The sequence below is a fragment of the Telluria sp. LT2P80 genome (assembly GCF_059685955.1).
Genome location: NZ_JCASIO010000001.1, coordinates 1,012,873 through 1,029,401 on the forward strand (window position 1 = coordinate 1,012,873; position 16,529 = coordinate 1,029,401).

General features: G+C 58.7%; 16 protein-coding genes and 1 tRNA gene. 10 read left to right on the forward strand and 7 right to left on the reverse strand.

Annotated features, from left to right (window positions below; genetic code table 11):
• Positions 1-627 precede the first annotated feature (627 nt).
• From radC to AC56LW_RS04515, 4 genes are all read left to right on the forward strand, one after another.
• Positions 628-1,299 (forward strand): RadC family protein, encoded by a 672-nt coding sequence (gene radC / locus AC56LW_RS04500; RefSeq protein ID WP_332532486.1) that lies wholly within the window; start codon positions 628-630, stop codon positions 1,297-1,299.
• Between the two features lie 210 nt (positions 1,300-1,509).
• Positions 1,510-1,746 (forward strand): 50S ribosomal protein L28, encoded by a 237-nt coding sequence (gene rpmB, locus AC56LW_RS04505; protein WP_183555830.1) that lies wholly within the window; start codon positions 1,510-1,512, stop codon positions 1,744-1,746.
• Between the two features lie 13 nt (positions 1,747-1,759).
• Entirely contained in the window at positions 1,760-1,927 is a 168-nt protein-coding gene (gene rpmG, locus AC56LW_RS04510) for a 50S ribosomal protein L33 (RefSeq protein ID WP_005665735.1), read from the forward strand.
• Between the two features lie 86 nt (positions 1,928-2,013).
• Positions 2,014-3,627, forward strand: coding sequence for a DUF418 domain-containing protein (locus AC56LW_RS04515; protein ID WP_499632046.1), 1,614 nt, complete (start codon positions 2,014-2,016; stop codon positions 3,625-3,627).
• Positions 3,628-4,043: 416 nt separating this feature from the next.
• Here AC56LW_RS04515 and AC56LW_RS04520 read toward each other — a convergent pair whose 3' ends face one another.
• From AC56LW_RS04520 to AC56LW_RS04540, 5 genes are all read right to left on the reverse strand, one after another.
• The gene (locus tag AC56LW_RS04520) at positions 4,044-5,255 is read right to left on the reverse strand and encodes a DesA family fatty acid desaturase (protein WP_332532488.1); all 1,212 of its coding nucleotides are present in this window, start codon (positions 5,253-5,255) and stop codon (positions 4,044-4,046) included.
• A gap of 103 nt (positions 5,256-5,358) precedes the next feature.
• Positions 5,359-6,729: a mechanosensitive ion channel family protein gene (locus AC56LW_RS04525; RefSeq protein WP_499632050.1), complete on the reverse strand. Its 1,371-nt coding sequence runs from the start codon at positions 6,727-6,729 to the stop codon at positions 5,359-5,361.
• A gap of 11 nt (positions 6,730-6,740) precedes the next feature.
• Positions 6,741-8,066 (reverse strand): RsmB/NOP family class I SAM-dependent RNA methyltransferase, encoded by a 1,326-nt coding sequence (locus tag AC56LW_RS04530; RefSeq protein WP_499632053.1) that lies wholly within the window; start codon positions 8,064-8,066, stop codon positions 6,741-6,743.
• A 43-nt stretch (positions 8,067-8,109) separates the two neighbouring features.
• A complete protein-coding gene (gene purN / locus AC56LW_RS04535) occupies positions 8,110-8,739 on the reverse strand; it encodes a phosphoribosylglycinamide formyltransferase (RefSeq protein ID WP_499632056.1) in 630 nt (209 codons plus the stop codon).
• A gap of 64 nt (positions 8,740-8,803) precedes the next feature.
• On the reverse strand, positions 8,804-9,331 hold the full coding sequence (locus AC56LW_RS04540) for a barstar family protein (protein WP_229424794.1): 528 nt from the start codon (positions 9,329-9,331) through the stop codon (positions 8,804-8,806).
• Positions 9,332-9,605: 274 nt separating this feature from the next.
• Here AC56LW_RS04540 and AC56LW_RS04545 point away from each other — a divergent pair, with 274 nt between their 5' ends.
• The 6 genes from AC56LW_RS04545 to AC56LW_RS04570 all read left to right on the forward strand — a co-directional run bounded on the left by AC56LW_RS04545 (position 9,606) and on the right by AC56LW_RS04570 (position 14,921).
• Positions 9,606-10,151: a glycine zipper 2TM domain-containing protein gene (locus AC56LW_RS04545; protein WP_183555835.1), complete on the forward strand. Its 546-nt coding sequence runs from the start codon at positions 9,606-9,608 to the stop codon at positions 10,149-10,151.
• A gap of 130 nt (positions 10,152-10,281) precedes the next feature.
• Positions 10,282-11,064, forward strand: a complete 783-nt coding sequence (locus tag AC56LW_RS04550) for a spermine/spermidine synthase domain-containing protein (RefSeq protein WP_499632059.1) — start codon at positions 10,282-10,284, stop codon at positions 11,062-11,064.
• 16 nt (positions 11,065-11,080) lie between these two features.
• Positions 11,081-12,877: a type IV pilus assembly ATPase TfpB gene (tfpB, locus tag AC56LW_RS04555; RefSeq protein WP_499632062.1), complete on the forward strand. Its 1,797-nt coding sequence runs from the start codon at positions 11,081-11,083 to the stop codon at positions 12,875-12,877.
• A gap of 72 nt (positions 12,878-12,949) precedes the next feature.
• Positions 12,950-13,025, forward strand: a tRNA-Lys gene (locus tag AC56LW_RS04560).
• Positions 13,026-13,291: 266 nt separating this feature from the next.
• Positions 13,292-14,131 carry a PEP-CTERM sorting domain-containing protein gene (locus tag AC56LW_RS04565; protein WP_499632065.1) on the forward strand — a complete coding sequence of 280 codons (840 nt, stop codon included), beginning with the start codon at positions 13,292-13,294 and terminating at the stop codon, positions 14,129-14,131.
• A 193-nt stretch (positions 14,132-14,324) separates the two neighbouring features.
• Complete coding sequence (locus tag AC56LW_RS04570; protein ID WP_499632067.1) at positions 14,325-14,921, forward strand: hypothetical protein; 597 nt, start codon at positions 14,325-14,327, stop codon at positions 14,919-14,921.
• Positions 14,922-14,991: 70 nt separating this feature from the next.
• Here AC56LW_RS04570 and AC56LW_RS04575 read toward each other — a convergent pair whose 3' ends face one another.
• Both AC56LW_RS04575 and AC56LW_RS04580 read right to left on the reverse strand, forming a co-directional pair.
• Entirely contained in the window at positions 14,992-15,387 is a 396-nt protein-coding gene (locus AC56LW_RS04575) for a VOC family protein (protein ID WP_499632078.1), read from the reverse strand.
• The gene (locus tag AC56LW_RS04580) at positions 15,384-16,499 is read right to left on the reverse strand and encodes a hypothetical protein (protein WP_499632081.1); all 1,116 of its coding nucleotides are present in this window, start codon (positions 16,497-16,499) and stop codon (positions 15,384-15,386) included. Before AC56LW_RS04580 ends, AC56LW_RS04575 begins: the two co-directional genes overlap by 4 nt.
• Positions 16,500-16,529: the final 30 nt, after the last annotated feature.

A 16,529-nucleotide genomic window follows, 5' to 3' on the forward strand; every position in this document is an offset into this window, starting at 1 on the left:
ATCCATTCACATGGGGAGCGCGCTGCTTGCGCAGGGGTACATTGTCATCGAAGCTTCACACCCCTCCGTTACCAGAGACGCATGTCCGACTAGGTGACAAGTGGTCGTACACCCGGTCACAGCCTCTAATGTTCCAGAGGTGTGACAAGGCATCGCAGAACTTGTGCGATCTTGTTGGTCATCCTTGTTTGATCTGGCCGCAGATGGCCATTCCCTACTCCTGCTGATCCGAGGATCGACGCATAAGTTCGTCTGGAAAATTTTCTAGAACTGTAGCGCCGAAGCAACGTTTATTTCCTTTATGAGCGAAATCGCGGGCTCATCGATATCGAAATAACAAGTGAAAACTTGATCTCGACGTGTCTGTGCCTAGCGTTGTTGCAGTATGGTTTTCTAGTTTTCACCCTGAATTGCAGACGCAATTAGGGAGCCCACGGCATTTATGTGTCAGTCCGAATGATTTAGTTAATTAAATCAAGGACTTGCCGAGTGACTTGCAAGGTAGGTACAACTTCTAATGCTTGCCGTAGAACGGCGATCGCGACTACGTGTCGCACGCAAACCGCTATTGTAAGCCACGCGCGCAGCTTGCGCCCGGGCTGCCTCTTTTTTTGGCGAGGAATCACGATGGGAATTTGTGACTGGCCCGAGCAGGACCGCCCCCGGGAGCGCTTGCTGCGCGACGGCCCGGGGGCATTGTCCGACACCGAATTGCTGGCGATCTTTTTGCGCGTAGGCGTGGCCGGGAAAAGCGCCGTGACGCTGGCGGGCGACACCCTCACCCACTTTGGCTCGCTGCAGCGGCTGCTGCATGCCGATGCCGGCGAGTTCGGGCAACTGCACGGGCTCGGGCCGGCCAAGTATGCGCAGCTCCAGGCAGCGCTTGAGCTGGCGCGGCGCGCAGTGGCCGAACAATTCCGGCGCGAGGCGCTGTGCTCGCCCGAGGCGGTGCGGCACTATCTGCGCAGCCACTTCGCACTGCGCACGCATGAATCGTTCATCGTGCTGTTTCTGGATGTGAAGAATCGCCTGATCAATTGCGATGAAATGTTCCGGGGCACGCTCACGCATACCAGCGTCTATCCCCGCGAAGTCGTCAAGGCGGCGCTGCGACGCGACGCGGCGGCCGTGATCCTGGCGCACAACCATCCATCGGGCGTGGCCGAGCCAAGCGACGCGGATCTGCGGCTGACAAGCGCGCTCACGCAGGCGCTGTCACTGGTCGAGATCCGGGTGCTTGACCATTTCGTGGTGGCCGGCAGCCATGTGCATTCCTTTGCCGAGAATGGCCAGTTGTGACGAATTTGCTACCCGTGCGTGATGTGGCCACTGGCCTGAATTACGTCGCGTAAACAGGGGCTTACCCGTGCAGATATACTCGAATCTACGATTGTTAAATTTTTTAGTCAGTTTAATTAACCATTGTTTTTCGCAAGTGATTGATTCCGCTTCATTTTTCGCGCTATACTCTCGTTTTTCCAGTCCTGGAACATATTTAAGGAGTGCACTATGGCACGTGTTTGCCAAGTAACCGGCAAGGGTGTGATGGTTGGTAACAACGTCTCCCACGCTAACAACAAAACGAAGCGTCGTTTCCTGCCTAACCTGCAGAATCGTCGTATCTACGTCGAATCGGAAAACCGCTGGGTTTCGCTGCGTTTGTCGAACGCCGGCCTGCGCCTGATTGACAAGCTCGGCATCGATGCCGTGCTGGTCGACATGCGTGCTCGTGGCGAAAAAGTTTAATTAGGGAGCTATCATGGCAAAAACTGGCCGCGACAAAATCAAGCTGGAATCGACTGCAGGCACGGGTCACTTCTACACCACCACCAAGAACAAGCGCACGATGCCGGCGAAAATGGAAATTACCAAATTCGACCCTAAGGCACGTAAGCACGTGATCTACAAAGAAACCAAGATCAAGTAATCGATCCTGTTGTCTTTCAAAAAGCCGCCGGCGCAAGCCTGGCGGCTTTTTTTATGGCCGGACACTGTCCGCGTTACCATGGCGGAATGACCAGTTCGTCCCTGCCCACTCTCTCTCCCGCCAACGACCGCCTCGATGCCCTGGATGTCCTTCGCGGTTTTGCGCTGATCGGTATCTGCATCGCCAACGTCGAATTTTTCAACCGGCCCGTGGTCGAATCCGGGCAAGGCATCCCAGCTGGCCTCTACGGCCTGGACTGGCTCGTGGCGTTTCTTGTCGCGTACCTGGTCAGCGGCAAGTTCTGGACGATCTTTTCGCTGCTGTTCGGCATGGGCTTCGCGCTGATGCTCGAGCGCGCCCGCGTGGCCGGGCGGCTGTTTGCACCCACGTACGGCCGCCGGGTCGGCGTGCTGCTGGCGATCGGCTTGTTGCACCACACCTTGCTGTGGAGCGGCGATATCCTGATCAGTTATGCGGCTGGCGCGCTCGCGTTGATGCTCGCCCTGCTGGCGCCAGCGCGCGTGCTGGTGATTGCCCTCATTGCCTGCCTCGCGCTGCCGCAGGTTCCGGGGCTGGGCCTGCTGGGCTGGCTGCTGGCACCCGTCGTCCTGGCATCGCTGGTCGCGCTGTACCTGCGCACGCGGCAAGCCTGGTTGTTTCCACTGGTGACGATCGGCGCCGGTCTGCTGATGTTGCTCGCGGCACTGATCGCCGCCTCGGGCAGCAAGGGCGACGACACGACGATGCTGACCGCGGTGGGCGCCATCTTCACAGCCCTTGGCCTCCTTGCCTTATGGCGCGGACCGGCCGAGCAGAAGCCGCTGCGCATCGGCGTCCAGATCGTGATGCTGACCTATTGCCTGATCGCGGTAGAAGCCGGCATGCGGCACTTTGCACCTGCCGTTGGACAGACCGCGGGCGCCAGCAGCGTCAGCAGCACCGATAGCGCTGGGAGCGCCCATGCTGATGGCGAGTCCCTGCCTGCCGACAGTGGCCGCGTTTTGCGCTACCAAGAACAAGTCGCACGCAGCACTGAAGAACGCGTCGTGCTGACGCAGGGCAGCTATCCGGATGCAGTCGCAATGCGGTTCAAGCAACTGGACAAACGCATGGTGGACGAGGTCGGGTTCTCGGTGTTGCTGGTAGGCGTGTTCCTGATCGGTATCTGGTTCGTCCGATCGGGTGTGATTGCACACGCAGCCGAGCACAAACCGCTCTACCGACGCCTCGCCATTGTTGGGATCCCGCTAGGCATCGGACTTGGCCTGCTTGGCAGCCTGATCGCGACGGGCCGGCCGCCTGGCGTCGACGACGGTGGCCATGATCTTGCCCACGCCCTGCTGTCACTGGGCAGCTTGCCCGCCGCGCTTGGCTATATTGGCTTGATTATGCTGATGCTGTACAGCCATGGCGCGCTGACACGAATCCGCCTGCTGGCGCCGTTCGGACGCATGGCACTGAGCAATTACCTGACGCAATCGCTCGTATTTTCACTGTTGTTCTATGCCCACGGAATGGGGCTCTGGGGCATCGGGCGGATAGCGCAAGTCGGCATTGCACTGGTATTGTGCGCGCTGCAGATCGGTCTGAGCCGCTGGTGGCTGGCACGTTACCAGTACGGCCCAGCCGAATGGCTCTGGCGCGCACTGACCTATCTGACCTTGCCACCAATGCGCAAAAAAAGCCGGGGTCAGGTCTGACATTCGGACACGATCTCGACAGTCAAGTAGTCGGGTAGTCGAAAACAGGCGGAACTGCTACCTGCTAACGATGGGCGAGACACGACAAGAAGTGGCTAAAACTGAGGTCGTGTCTGAATGTCAGACCCATAAAAAGCCGGGGTCAGGTCTGACATTCGGACACGATCTCGGCAGTCAAGTAGTCGAGTAGTCGAAAAAAGCTGGAACTGCTACCTGCTAACGATGGGCAAGACACCACAAAAAGTGGCTAAAGCTGAGGTCGTGTCCGAATGTCAGACCTGACCCCGGCTGTAGAAGTGGCTAAAGCTGAGGTCGTGTCTGAATGTCAGACCTGACCCCGGCTGTGGTGTACGGGAGCGGCCAAATGCAAAACGGCTCCCGAAGGAGCCGTTTCTTTTTAATGCGCTGATACGGAATCAGGCATAGGTGCGCAGGCGCAATGAGAACTCTTGAAGCGCCTTGATGCCCGACGCCTCGGCGCGGTTGCACCAGTCTTGCAACTGATGCAGCAACTGATCGCGGGTGTGGTGCGAACGTTCCCAGATTGCGCCCAGTTCCACACGCATAGTGTGCATGGTTTCGAGCGCCTTGCTGTGCTGAAACAGCTCGACCAGCTGCTCTTTCTGCGACAACTCCAGCTTCGCAGGTTCACGTTGCATCAGCTTGCGCGAGCTTTTCAGGAAGCGCGTTTCCAGGCCACTTGCGTGCTTGCGCTGCTCAAATTCTTCATGGAACGCGTGACGCACCGATTTCGCGTACTTGGCCATCACGTCGTAACGGTTGGCGATCACCGATTGCAGCGTGTCGAAGTCAGCCTGCTCCTTGTTCTTTGCAAGCTTTGGCTTCGGCGCCACTTTCTTGACCTTGGCCAGGCCCACCATCTCGAGCATGCGGATATAACCCCAGCCCAGGTCGAACTCATACCACTTGCTCGACAGTTTGGCCGACGTGGCATACGTGTGGTGATTGTTGTGCAACTCTTCGCCGCCAATCAGGATGCCCCATGGGAAGATGTTGGTCGCGGCATCGCTGCAATCGAAATTGCGGTAGCCCCACCAGTGGCCGAGACCATTGATGATGCCGGCAGCGGTGATCGGAATCCACATCATCTGTACGGCCCACACCGACAAGCCGATGATGCCGAACAGCGCAATGTTGATCACCAGCATCGCGACCACACCCATCATGCTGCGGCCGGTATATACGTGGCGCTCCATCCAGTCGTCCGGCGTGCCATGGCCATACTTGTCCATGGTTTCCTGAACCTTGCTCTCAGCGCGGTACAGTTCGGCGCCTTCGAACAGCACCTTGCGGATGCCGCGCGTTTGCGGGCTGTGCGGATCTTCTTCGGTATCGCACTTGGCGTGGTGCTTGCGGTGGATCGACGCCCACTCTTTCGTGACCTGACCAGTGGTCAGCCACAGCCAGAAGCGGAAAAAGTGACTTGGAATCGGATGCAGGTCAAGCGCGCGGTGCGCCTGATGGCGGTGCAGGTACACAGTGACACTGATGATGGTGATGTGCGTGACCACCAGCGTGTACAGAACGACTTCCCATGCCGAAAAATCCAGCAGGCCGGTCGACAAGAACGACAGCACAGCGTGCAAAGTGTCGTTAAAGAAATTCATTCAGTCTCCAATGCAGGGCTTGTATGACGTCGATCAGGAAGATCGCACATGCATAACCCTTGCATTTTACGTGTTTCTACTGCCGCACGGCAGCAGCACGTCTTCAATTTTTGCCTAAATCCGCGCCAGTCTGTTTTACGCCACCTTCGGTAGCGTCTGACGCACCCTCCGGGGTACGCGCCATCATCGACGTAATGTGCGCATCGAGCAGCCGTGTGTCCATCGAAGGATGGCCGAGCTTGATGGCGCCCGTATGTACCAGCGCATAAATCTTGCGGTTGACTTCCGAGATCGGCCCGCCCTGCCCGTTTTCCGGGTCGCCCAGGAAGAACCCGACTTCCAGCTCGTAGCCATCGGCGACAAAGGCAGTCAGCAGCACGTTCGGCGCCGGGGTCTCCAGCACGCGGTCAACGCCTTTCGGTTGCTCTTCCAGCAACGGCATCACGACCGACAGATCGCTGTCGTACGACACAACCAGCTTGGTGACAGCGCGCACGTTCTTGTTCGTCACCGACTGGTTCAGCACCACACCGGTGATCAGCATTTCGTTTGGCAACAGGGTCTGCGTACCGTCGGCGCTACGCAACACCGTGTAGCGTGTATTGATGCGCGAAACCTTGCCAGAATACTTGTCGAGGGTGATCGGATCGCCAATCGCGAGGCTGCGCTCGAACAGGATGATGAAACCGGACACATAATTACTGGCAATCCGCTGCATGCCCAGACCCAAACCCACACCCAGCGCACCGCCGAATACCGACAGTACGGTCAGGTCCAGCCCAGCCAGCGACAGGCTGAACAACACAGCAACAAGAATCAACGCAGCACGGCCGACGCGCGCCAACGCGACGCGCAGCGACGAGTGCATGCGTTCGACATGCATCAGCCGTTCTTCGAGCGCGGCGCCGGCCCACAGCGCCAGGATCATCAGCACGACGATCGAGACGATGCCCTGCAGCAGGTCGAGCAGCGAAGTTGATTTCGCCCCGACCGGCAGCATGGTCGTCTCGAGCGCGCGCAACACGTCCGGCAGGATGCCGGTCAGGTGCAGCGCCACGATGATCCAGGCCGTGAAGGCAAACACGCGCTCGAACGTCTGCAGCGCCTCGCCCACCTGGCCACGGCGCGCAAAAGCGCGGCGCAGCAGGTAGAAGAAGGTGCGGATGACCGCCAGCGACACAAACAGCGGCAGCGCCACCCGCAGCAGGTTCACGGTCTGGAAGTGTTCCAGAATGACCTTGCTCAGCGACAGCAGCGCCACAGTCAACAGCGGCCCTAACACACGGGCAACGCCGCCCAGCCCGACACGCATCAAGCGGCCCTGTTCATCCCGGTTCTTGAGCAGCGACCGCCCGATCAACCCTGCCAACCCCCAGCCAGCCGCCACACAGAAGACAAGTGCAAGCGCCTGCCACAACAGGGCCGGGTTGCGGATGTCGACAATCATGACATTCCAGAGGTCGGACAAGGGCATCGCAGGTTTCCTTATTCTTCGTCGGTTGCCGTCACATCGGCGTCAGCGTCGGCATCTGCCTTGACTGGTGCAGCCTTGACCAGCGCCTTGCGTTGCAGCACGGCAGCGAAGAAGCCGTCGGTCTGGTGCTTGTGCGGCAAGAGCTTGAGGTACTTGTCCATCTCGAGCGGAATCTTTTGCTCGGCCAGCACCTGGCTCATCGGCACCAGATCGAAGTCGGGGTGCGTTGCCAGGAAGCCTTCGACGATGACGTCGTTCTCTTCATTCAGCAGGCTGCAGGTGGCATACACGAGGCGACCACCGTTCTTGACCAGGCGCGCAGCACCGTCCAGGATCGCGGCTTGCTTTTCCTGCATCTCGGCAATCGCGCCCAGTTGCTGGCGCCACTTGACATCCGGATTGCGGCGCAAGGTGCCCAGGCCCGAGCATGGTGCATCGACCAGCACGCGGTCGATCTTGCCGGCCAGGCGCTTGACCTTGGCATCGCGCTCGTGCGCGATGAGCACTGGATGCACGTTCGACAAACCGCTGCGCGCCATGCGTGGCTTGAGTTTGGCCAGACGCTTTTCGGACACGTCGAACGCATACAGGCGACCGGTATTGCGCATCAGCGCGCCCAGTGCCAGCGTCTTGCCGCCGGCGCCGGCGCAGAAGTCGACCACCATCTCGCCGCGGCGCGCGCCGACGATCTGCGACAGCACCTGGCTGCCCTCGTCCTGCACTTCGATCGCGCCTTCCTTGAACAGCGGCAGATTCTGCAGCGCAGGCTTTTGCTTGACGCGCAGACCCAGCGGCGCATACGGCATCGGCTCGGCGACGATCGGCGCTTCTAGCAGCGTGGCGATGACGGCGTCGCGCTCGGCCTTGATCGAATTGACGCGCAGGTCGAGCGGCGCCGGCGTGTTGAGCACCGCAGCCAGTTCCAGGGCTTCGGCTTCGCCGAACTGGGCTACCAGCTTGTCGTACAGCCATTGCGGCAGATTGGCTTGCACCGGACCTGGCAGCAACGTGCGGTCGACTTCCTTGATGCGGGTCAAGAAGTGGGTTTCATCTTCGGTCAGGCCACCGATCGAATCGATGCCAGCCGTTTCGGCCAGGCCCAGCAGCGCCAGGCGACGCATCGATGGCGTGCTGCCATGGCCGGCGAAATCGGTGAAGAACGACTTGTTACGCAGCACCGAATACACGGCTTCGGCAATCACGCCACGCTCACGGCCGCCAAAACGCGGATTGTCTTTGAAGAAACGCGACAGTGTGACGTCGGCTGGGGAGGTAAAACGGAGAATCTCGCGCAGGACTTCTTCAGTCTTGGCGACGATCGCTGGAGGCAATCTCATGTAAATCCTTGGGTTGTAAACTGCTTACTTAAAACAATGCGTTTTAAATACTAATGGCGTCAAAGCCAGGCTCGACGATGCGCACCGCACCGTTCTCGACGACCAGACGGTCTTCAACGAACAGGCGCACCGCGCGCGGGTAAATCTTGTGTTCTTCGACCAGCAGGCGGGTAGCCAGCGTGGCTTCGGTATCGCCCGGCAGCACGGGAATGCGTGCCTGCAAGACAGCCGGGCCGTGATCGAGTTCGGCCGTGACAAAATGGACCGTCGCGCCATGCTCGACACAACCGGCGTCAAGCGCCTGCTGGTGCGTGTGCAATCCCGGAAACAGCGGAAGCAGCGACGGGTGAATATTGAGCATCCGGCCTGCATAATGCTCGACGAACGGCGCCGTCAGGATGCGCATGAAACCGGCCAGCACGACCAGGTCGGGCTCGAAGACGTCGATGGTTTCCTGCAGCTTGGCGTCGAATTCGGCGCGGGTGGCGAACGATTTGCTCGGCACCACCGCAGTGGGAATGCCGCGCGCCTGCGCAAACGCCAGGCCACCGGCTTCAGGTTTATTGCTGATGACGGCGGCGATACGGGCTGGCCAACCTTCGGCATCAAGCGCTCGCACGACCGCTTCCATATTGCTTCCGCGGCCCGAAATCAGGATCACGATATTTTTCATAGCCGGCATTGTACCGTAACGACGGGCACCAAATGCGGCCTGAAATGACGATCTCGGCCCTGGCTCAGGCGGTCGGCGGCACCGTCGCGAACGAGTAGAACACGCGGAACGGTACCTTCTTTTCGGCCCAGAATTCGGCCGCATCGCGAAATACGTCAAGCAGGTTTTCGCGCGCTTCCTTGTCGAACTTCTGGGCGCTTGGCAGCTGCTCCAGCACCACGATGAAGCCCGGCTGCGGGCCTGCTTCGTGGACGGTTTCGGTCAGGCATTTGCGCAGCGCATCGAAGTTCTTGCTGCAGGGCTTGGGGAAGTAAAATTGTTCGCCGATGCGGGCGCAGACTTGTTGTTTGGTGAGCGTATTGGCGCAATGTGCGTACAGAAAATGATGTCCGAGTTGCCCCGCCTCCTGTTGCAGATCGCCAACGTTAAACGCGCGGATCGCTTGCACAATATTCGGCGCCACTCTCATCAACAAACTCATTTTTTCCTCAAGTTGACCTGTCAATAACGCGCCATCGCGCAACCTGTCGCGACGCCATGGGGCGTTGCTGCCGCTTACCTCGCTGTCGTTGCTATACGCCAATAAGTCCATGATTTGTGTAAGGGTAACGTTTTGTGGTATTGGAAGCAACCCAAATGTGCATTGCGAATAGTCATTTGTAAGAATCGGTACCACCCTGACTGCCTCAAAAACAAGGCAAATCGAGCTGATTCATTCTGGCGCGCTTCAACTGCGTCGCCATTGGCTGTTACATTTTGTTGCCACGGGGACTCGATGCGTTTTTGCGATCGGCGTACTATCAAGACTTGAACGAAGACTGTATTTATTGTCTCAACCAACGTCGCACCACTGAACGAGGACCATCATGAAATTCCAAGCCAAACTGATCATCGCAGCCTTGGGTGTGGCCACCCTGCCGCTGGCACAGGCTGCCGACTTTGAAGATTTCGGCCGGGTGGTGCGCGTCGAGCCACGCGTCGAACAAGTCCGCACCCCGCGCCAGGAATGCCGTACTGAATACGTGCAAGTTCCGGTGCAGCAAGAACGCAATGCGGGCGGCACGATCGTCGGCGGTATCGCCGGTGCGCTGCTCGGCAGCCAGATCGGCGGCGGCAACGGTAAAGTGGCCGCGTCGGCCGCTGGCGCCATCGCCGGCGCCATGGTGGGCGACCGCGTCCAGAATAATGGCCGTCAGGGCAGCAGCGTGCAAGAACAAGCCGTGCAGCAATGCCGCACCGTGGAAGCCATCGAATCGCGTACTGCCGGCTACAACGTGACCTACGAATACCGTGGCCAGAATTACACGTCGCTGATGCGCAACGACCCGGGCAACCGCGTGCGCCTGCGCGTGTCGGTCCAGCCACTGGACAGCTACGACGACGGCCAGGCCTACAGCCAGTATCAGCGCTAAGATTCGTCATTCATGAACAACAACGCGGCCCCAGTGGCCGCGTTGTCGTATGCAGGGTGCGGATCGTGGACCGAGCTTGCGCTGCGGGAACGCAACCGCCGATAATAGGGCGATTCCATCAGGCAGTCTTATGCTCATCAAACGCAAATCCATCGAACAGGCCGAATCGTCGCGCCGCCCTTCCCGCAAACCCAAGTACGCGCCCGTCACGCTGTCCGAACAGGAGGGCGTGCGCTATCTGCATTTCGGCACCGAATGGGTCCAGGGCGCCATGCGCATCCGCAAGCCTGACTGGCCGGAACTTGAGTACGCGCAGCAGATGATGGCCTGGATGCTGTTCATCGAGTCGCCACGCGCCATCGTCCAGCTCGGCCTGGGCGCGGCCACGATGACCAAGTTCTGCTACCGCCAGTTTCCCGAGGCCACCGTCACCGCCATCGAACTGAACCCGTCGGTGATCGCCATCTGCAACTCGATGTTCAAGCTGCCGGGCCTGGACGAACGCCTGACGGTGCTCGAGATGGATGCACTGGACTTCGTCGAAGACCCGGAACACCACAACGCGTTCGACGTGTTCCAATGCGACCTCTACGACGCTACCGCGCGCGGCCCCGTGCTCGACACGCCCGAGTTCTACGTGGCCTGCGCCAATTGCCTGACTGACGACGGCATCATGACCGTCAACCTGTTTGGTGATCACCCGAGCTTTGCCAAGAACCTCAAGGCCATGAAGTTCGCCTTCGGCCACGTGCTGTGCCTGCCCGAAGTGCACGATGGTAATGTGGTCGCGCTGTGCTTCAAGACGCGCCCAACGCTCGACGAGGACGCGCTGACCAAACGGGCAGCGCAGATCAAACTCCAGACCAAGTTGCCCGCCGCGTCCTGGGTCAAGGGATTGTTCGCCACCGATTGATTTGCCAAAGGCCACCGTGAACGCCATCCCGCAAAAACCCGCCAGCCTGCGCAAGCTCGACCTGCAATCGATTTTTTCGTGGCTGCTGGCCGACGGGATCGTCACGAAGGACAACGTCAAGGCGCAATTTGCCCAAGCCCAGGGCATTCTTAAGAATGCGCCCGGCTCGATGCACCCGCTTACGGCGGTCGCGCAATGCAAGCTGGTTTCGGAACTGCCCCCCAATCGCCTGCTCACGCTGGACGTGCTGACCGAATGGTGCGCGGCCAAGGTCGGCCTGCCCTTCATCCGGATCGATCCTCTCAAGATCGATTTCACGAAAGTGGCCGATGTGATGTCGGCCGGCTATGCGGCGCGCTTCAATATTCTGCCGGTGGAAATGACGGCCACGACGCTGGTGGTGGCCACGGCCGATCCGGCGCTGACAGAATGGGAAGCCGAGATCGCGAAAGTCGCGCGGCGCCGCATTGAACTGGTGCTGGCCAATCCGCTCGACATCGCCCAGTACATTTCGCAATTTTTCGCGCTGGCCAAGTCGATCCGCGACGCCAACCGCAGCAGCGGGCAAGACGTCGCGATGCGCAACAACTTCGAGCAGCTGGTCGAAATGGGCAAAGCGAACAAGCAGTTCGACGCCAATGACCAGCACATCGTCAATATCGTCGACTGGCTGTGGGGTTACGCCTTCGAGCAGCGCGCCTCGGACATTCATCTGGAACCGAAGCGTGAATTTGCTGTCGTACGGTTTCGCATCGACGGCGTGCTGCACCAGGTCTACCAGGTACCGGCCGTGGTCATGATTGCGATGACGGCGCGGATCAAATTGCTGGGGCGGATGGACGTCATTGAAAAGCGCCGCCCGCAAGATGGCCGCATCAAAACCCGCACCGCCGGCGGCCAGGAAGTCGAATTGCGCCTGTCGACGATGCCCACCGCGTTCGGGGAAAAGCTCGTGATGCGTATTTTCGACCCTGAAGTCGTCGTCAAGACATTGCCCGAGCTGGGCTTTCCGGCTGACGACGCCCTGCGCTGGGATCGCCTGACTAAGCGCCCGCACGGCATCATCCTCGTGACCGGCCCAACTGGCTCGGGCAAGACCACGACGCTGTACACGACACTCAAGGCGCTGGCGACAAGCGAAGTCAATGTCTGCACGGTGGAAGACCCGATCGAGATGGTCGAACCGGCCTTCAACCAGATGCAGGTGCAGCCGGGGATCGATTTGTCGTTCGCCGATGGCGTGCGCTCGCTGATGCGCCAGGACCCGGACATCATCATGGTCGGCGAGATTCGCGACCTGCCGACGGCCGAGATGGCGATTCAGGCCGCGCTCACCGGACACCTGGTGTTCTCGACGCTGCACACGAACGACGCGCCATCGGCGGTGATGCGCCTGATCGAACTGGGGGTGCCGGATTACCTGCTCGAGGCGACGTTGATTGGCGTGATGGCCCAGCGCCTGGTACGCACGCTCTGCCCTGCCTGCAAGACGCCCGGTGGCGAGTTGAGCGACGATGTGTGGGACAGCGTTGGCGGTGCGTGGAAGATTCCCAAGCCGGCGGTTGTGTATCGGCCCATCGGGTGTCCGGAATGCCGCCAGACTGGTTATCGGGGGCGTACCGGGATTTATGAGCTGTTGAGCGTGAGTGAGGGCTTTGGAAAGCTGATGCGGGGTGCAGGCGACCTGGTGGCGCTGCGCCAGCAGAGTGTTCTCGATGGCATGAAGCCGCTGCGCATTGCCGGCGCCATGAAGGTGGTCGAAGGCGTGACCACGGCGGACGAGGTACTGAAGGTGACGTCGGCATTGTCTTGAGTAGTTCTTCGCAGAAATTTATGCGAGAGGCCTAGCGCGATGCCGGATCGCCCGCTATAATGCTGCCTCCTTGGGTCGTTAGCTCAGCTGGTAGAGCAGCGGACTTTTAATCCGTTGGTCGCAGGTTCGAATCCCGCACGGCCTACCAAGATACATAAGAAGCCCACGAATTCACGTTTGTGGGCTTTTTGCTGTCTGCGCTGCGAAGATTGGCGAACTGCTCAGGATTAGCCGCCCCTTTCTGTCGACTTTCCTTACAACGCGTATTGACGCACATCCTACTTAGGCTAACCATTAGGCATAAATCATTGATTACGTGATTTATTTTGCCAGTTAGAGGCACAGGCGCGGTTATTGCTGTAGCTCTCTCTCACAGCCCATTCGAGGCCTCGTAAAACATACTGAGAGAGACATATGACCAGACTGCATACACTTATCACTGGCGCAACCTTACTGGCCAGTGTAAATTCCTTCGCTGCCGACATAACCGTAGTACCTTCCGACCTGAACGGCGGCGGCTTGAACCAGTGGAACCTGTCGAACTACCGTAGCACGTCGAATGGCTACACATCGACCACCAGCGCAGGCATCACAACGAACAATCCGCGTAACGGCAACGGCTCGGTCGAGATGTCGTTGACGAACAATACTGGCAAAGCCGACTATGCTTATACCTGGGGTTTCGACAGCACGCGCACGTTGGGCAGCCTGACCTCAATGAGCTACGACTGGTACCGTAGCAGCGCGAGCAGCGCTGGCGGCGTGATGCCAGCCTTTCGCCTGCTCTACGATGTGGACGGAAGCGCTACGACATTGGCAGACCAGGGCTACCTGATTTTCGAGCAGGTATACAACCCGAACGTTGCTTCAGTCGTCAGCGACCAATGGGTCAATAGTGATCTGATGACAGCGAATTTATGGCAGCGTCAGTTCTCGCCCGGATTCACTGTGGAATCGTACGGCATAACGCTGGCAGATTGGGCATCTGGCAGCAATCAACCGGCCAATGCCGACCGACTTGGCGCTGGCACTGCCATTCTGGGGATTGAATTCGGTATCGGCTCCGGCTGGAATGGCACATTCAGAGGCTTCGTCGACAACGTCAGCTTCGGCTTCAACAGTGACGTGACAACGTTTAATTTCGAGATGGCACAGGCTGCAGAGGTACCGGAACCAGATAGCATCGCACTGCTGGCCTTGGGCCTAACTGGTCTTCTGGCCGCGCGTCGCCGCCGATTGATCACGCGCTCGTGATCGGAACGCGGGCTGCCGGTCTGCGCTAGTCGATGCTTCACAAAGGCGTGATGAGTGATCGTGACGCTTTTGTGAACGATGTTATATCGAGCGTCCGCCGATGTCTCAAGTTCCCGACAACACGCTTCTCACGAACATAACCCACCTTACATTTGGTGCTAAAGTCTCGCACCTTTACAACCACCGCTCCCCCGTGAAAGCCATAACAAAACTCTTCGAACTCGGTTACGTGTTCATCGTCATCCTGTTCTTCGCCTGCGGCATCGGCCTCGTCGTGCTGGCCGGCGTCGAAATCTGGTCTGCCCTCAGCCCTTCCGCTGATACCGTTGCCCGCGAACGCTTCGACCTTATCCTCGAATGCATCGGCATGCTGACCATCGCCGTTGCCGCGCTTGGTCTTGGCCAGACCGTGCTGGAAGAAGAAATCCAGCGCGAAGCCAACATCAGCTCGCCTACCCGCGTGCGTCGCTTCCTGTCGCGCTTCTTAATCGTTGTCGTCGTGTCCCTGTCGGTCGAGTGCCTGATCGGGGTGTTCCAGTTCGTCCATGGCAGCCCAGAATACTTGCCGCACGCTGCGTCGATCGGCGTAGCCGCTGCTGCCCTGCTCGCTACCTGGGGTCTATTCGTCCGAATGAACGTCAGCGCCGAAGAACTCGAGCCGCACGCCATGCACGATGTGCAAGCCGAAGACAAGGTCATCGAAGGGGAAGACGTTGCGGAAGAAGGTGAACAGCACGCCGAAGAACAGGGCGAGGCGTACCACGGCGACGTGGACAAAAAGAAGACGTAATCGAAAAAGCATCAACGCCAGATCGCTGGCGTTGATGCTTGCTACGGTCACAAAAAATGCTTTACAGCGACTACGCTTCGATCAGCTCAATAATAAAATTTAATCCCGTCATCAGGAACACCACCCGCTTGCCCCCAAACGCGACTGCGGGCTGTGGCTCGTTGAGCGGGAATCCGCCCTTCAAGCGCAAATCGTCGAGCGTCGTATTGAAATCGGCTGTGCGATAAGCCACATGGTTCAGGATGTTGCGCCGCGATTTCAAGATCCCATCAACCGGATTGCCTTCCCCGAACGGCGCGACCAGCTCGTAGCAGATACCTGACGCATCAAACAAGAACTGGACCTTGACCTTGATGACTGGGTCAGTAAATATCTCGGAGCGCCTAGTGATGGGGATGATATCGCTGAGGGCCTCATCGCCTGCTGCGATATCGTGAACGAATACACCGATATGATCAAATTTCATTTCTTTACCAGATCCAGATCCGCCGTAATGAGTTCGTCCGCGCCAGCTGCCTGATTGAAATCACAGGCAATCCCCAGGTCGGCCATATCGGCAGCATCCTCGATACAACGATTCAGGAGTCGGCTGAATATTTGCGCCCCTTCCTGGCTAAGGTGTGCGCCATCGACAAACATCGTCTCTGCCCACACCGGCTGCTGATGCTGCAGCAACTGGAAACCGGAATATTGCACATCTACACGGTGCAGATAGGCGAGATAGGCCGCATTATAGCGCTGGTCATGCGTCTTGCCCGCACGGGTGTTATACGGCGTAATCAGGAAATAGGTCTTGATACCTGCACGCTCTAGCATCGCCAGCGTCGCTTCAAAATAGCTTTGTTGAATCGGAAGCGGAGCAAACGGAATCGATTTCTGTTCCCCATCATTGCGGGCACCGGCCTGCTGGGCTGCATGGCCGTACGAAGGATACCCTCGCGCCAGGACGACCTCATTGAATCTTTGGCGATTCATGTCCGTTCTCGCTATTAAGCGCCCGTCAAGAAGGCTGTCGAAGTAAATCGCCGGAAAACCGTAGGCATAGGCGATATCGCGGACAATACCATCGAGCCCTAGTTTCGGCGTCACTGCCAGATAGCTCTTGTCGTTCAGGCGTGCCGCTTCGCGCCGCACTTCGGAAAGTTCTCGCCATCCAAGCGCGCCGTAACGTGCCGAGTTATCCCACAACCAAGGTTGAATGATCTCGAACGCCCCTGGATTAAATGACAGCATCAGCACAGTCGGCTTCGACTCACATTCCAGCATCGATTTGACGAAAAAGTAACTTTCGATCGGCGTGCCACCGGCGACGGCTAGATTGGTAGCGACCTTTTTCAAACGTGCAGGAACCAGCGCGGAGTCCGCGCGGGAGTCGCCGAAGACCACTACCTGGCCCAGATCGCAGTGACTCACCAAGGAGCGCTTGGCATTCCATACCGAGTAACCCGACTCCAAGAAGCGCTCGCGCTGCGTGGCCGTATATATCCATGAGACGCCTATCACCACAGTCACGCACAGTAGTAACGTCGCCAGGTAAGACAGGAGAGTGCTCCTGCCGATATCATCTTGTACCAGCATGTTTTCTTCTACCAAAAAGGTTGTCTTGTG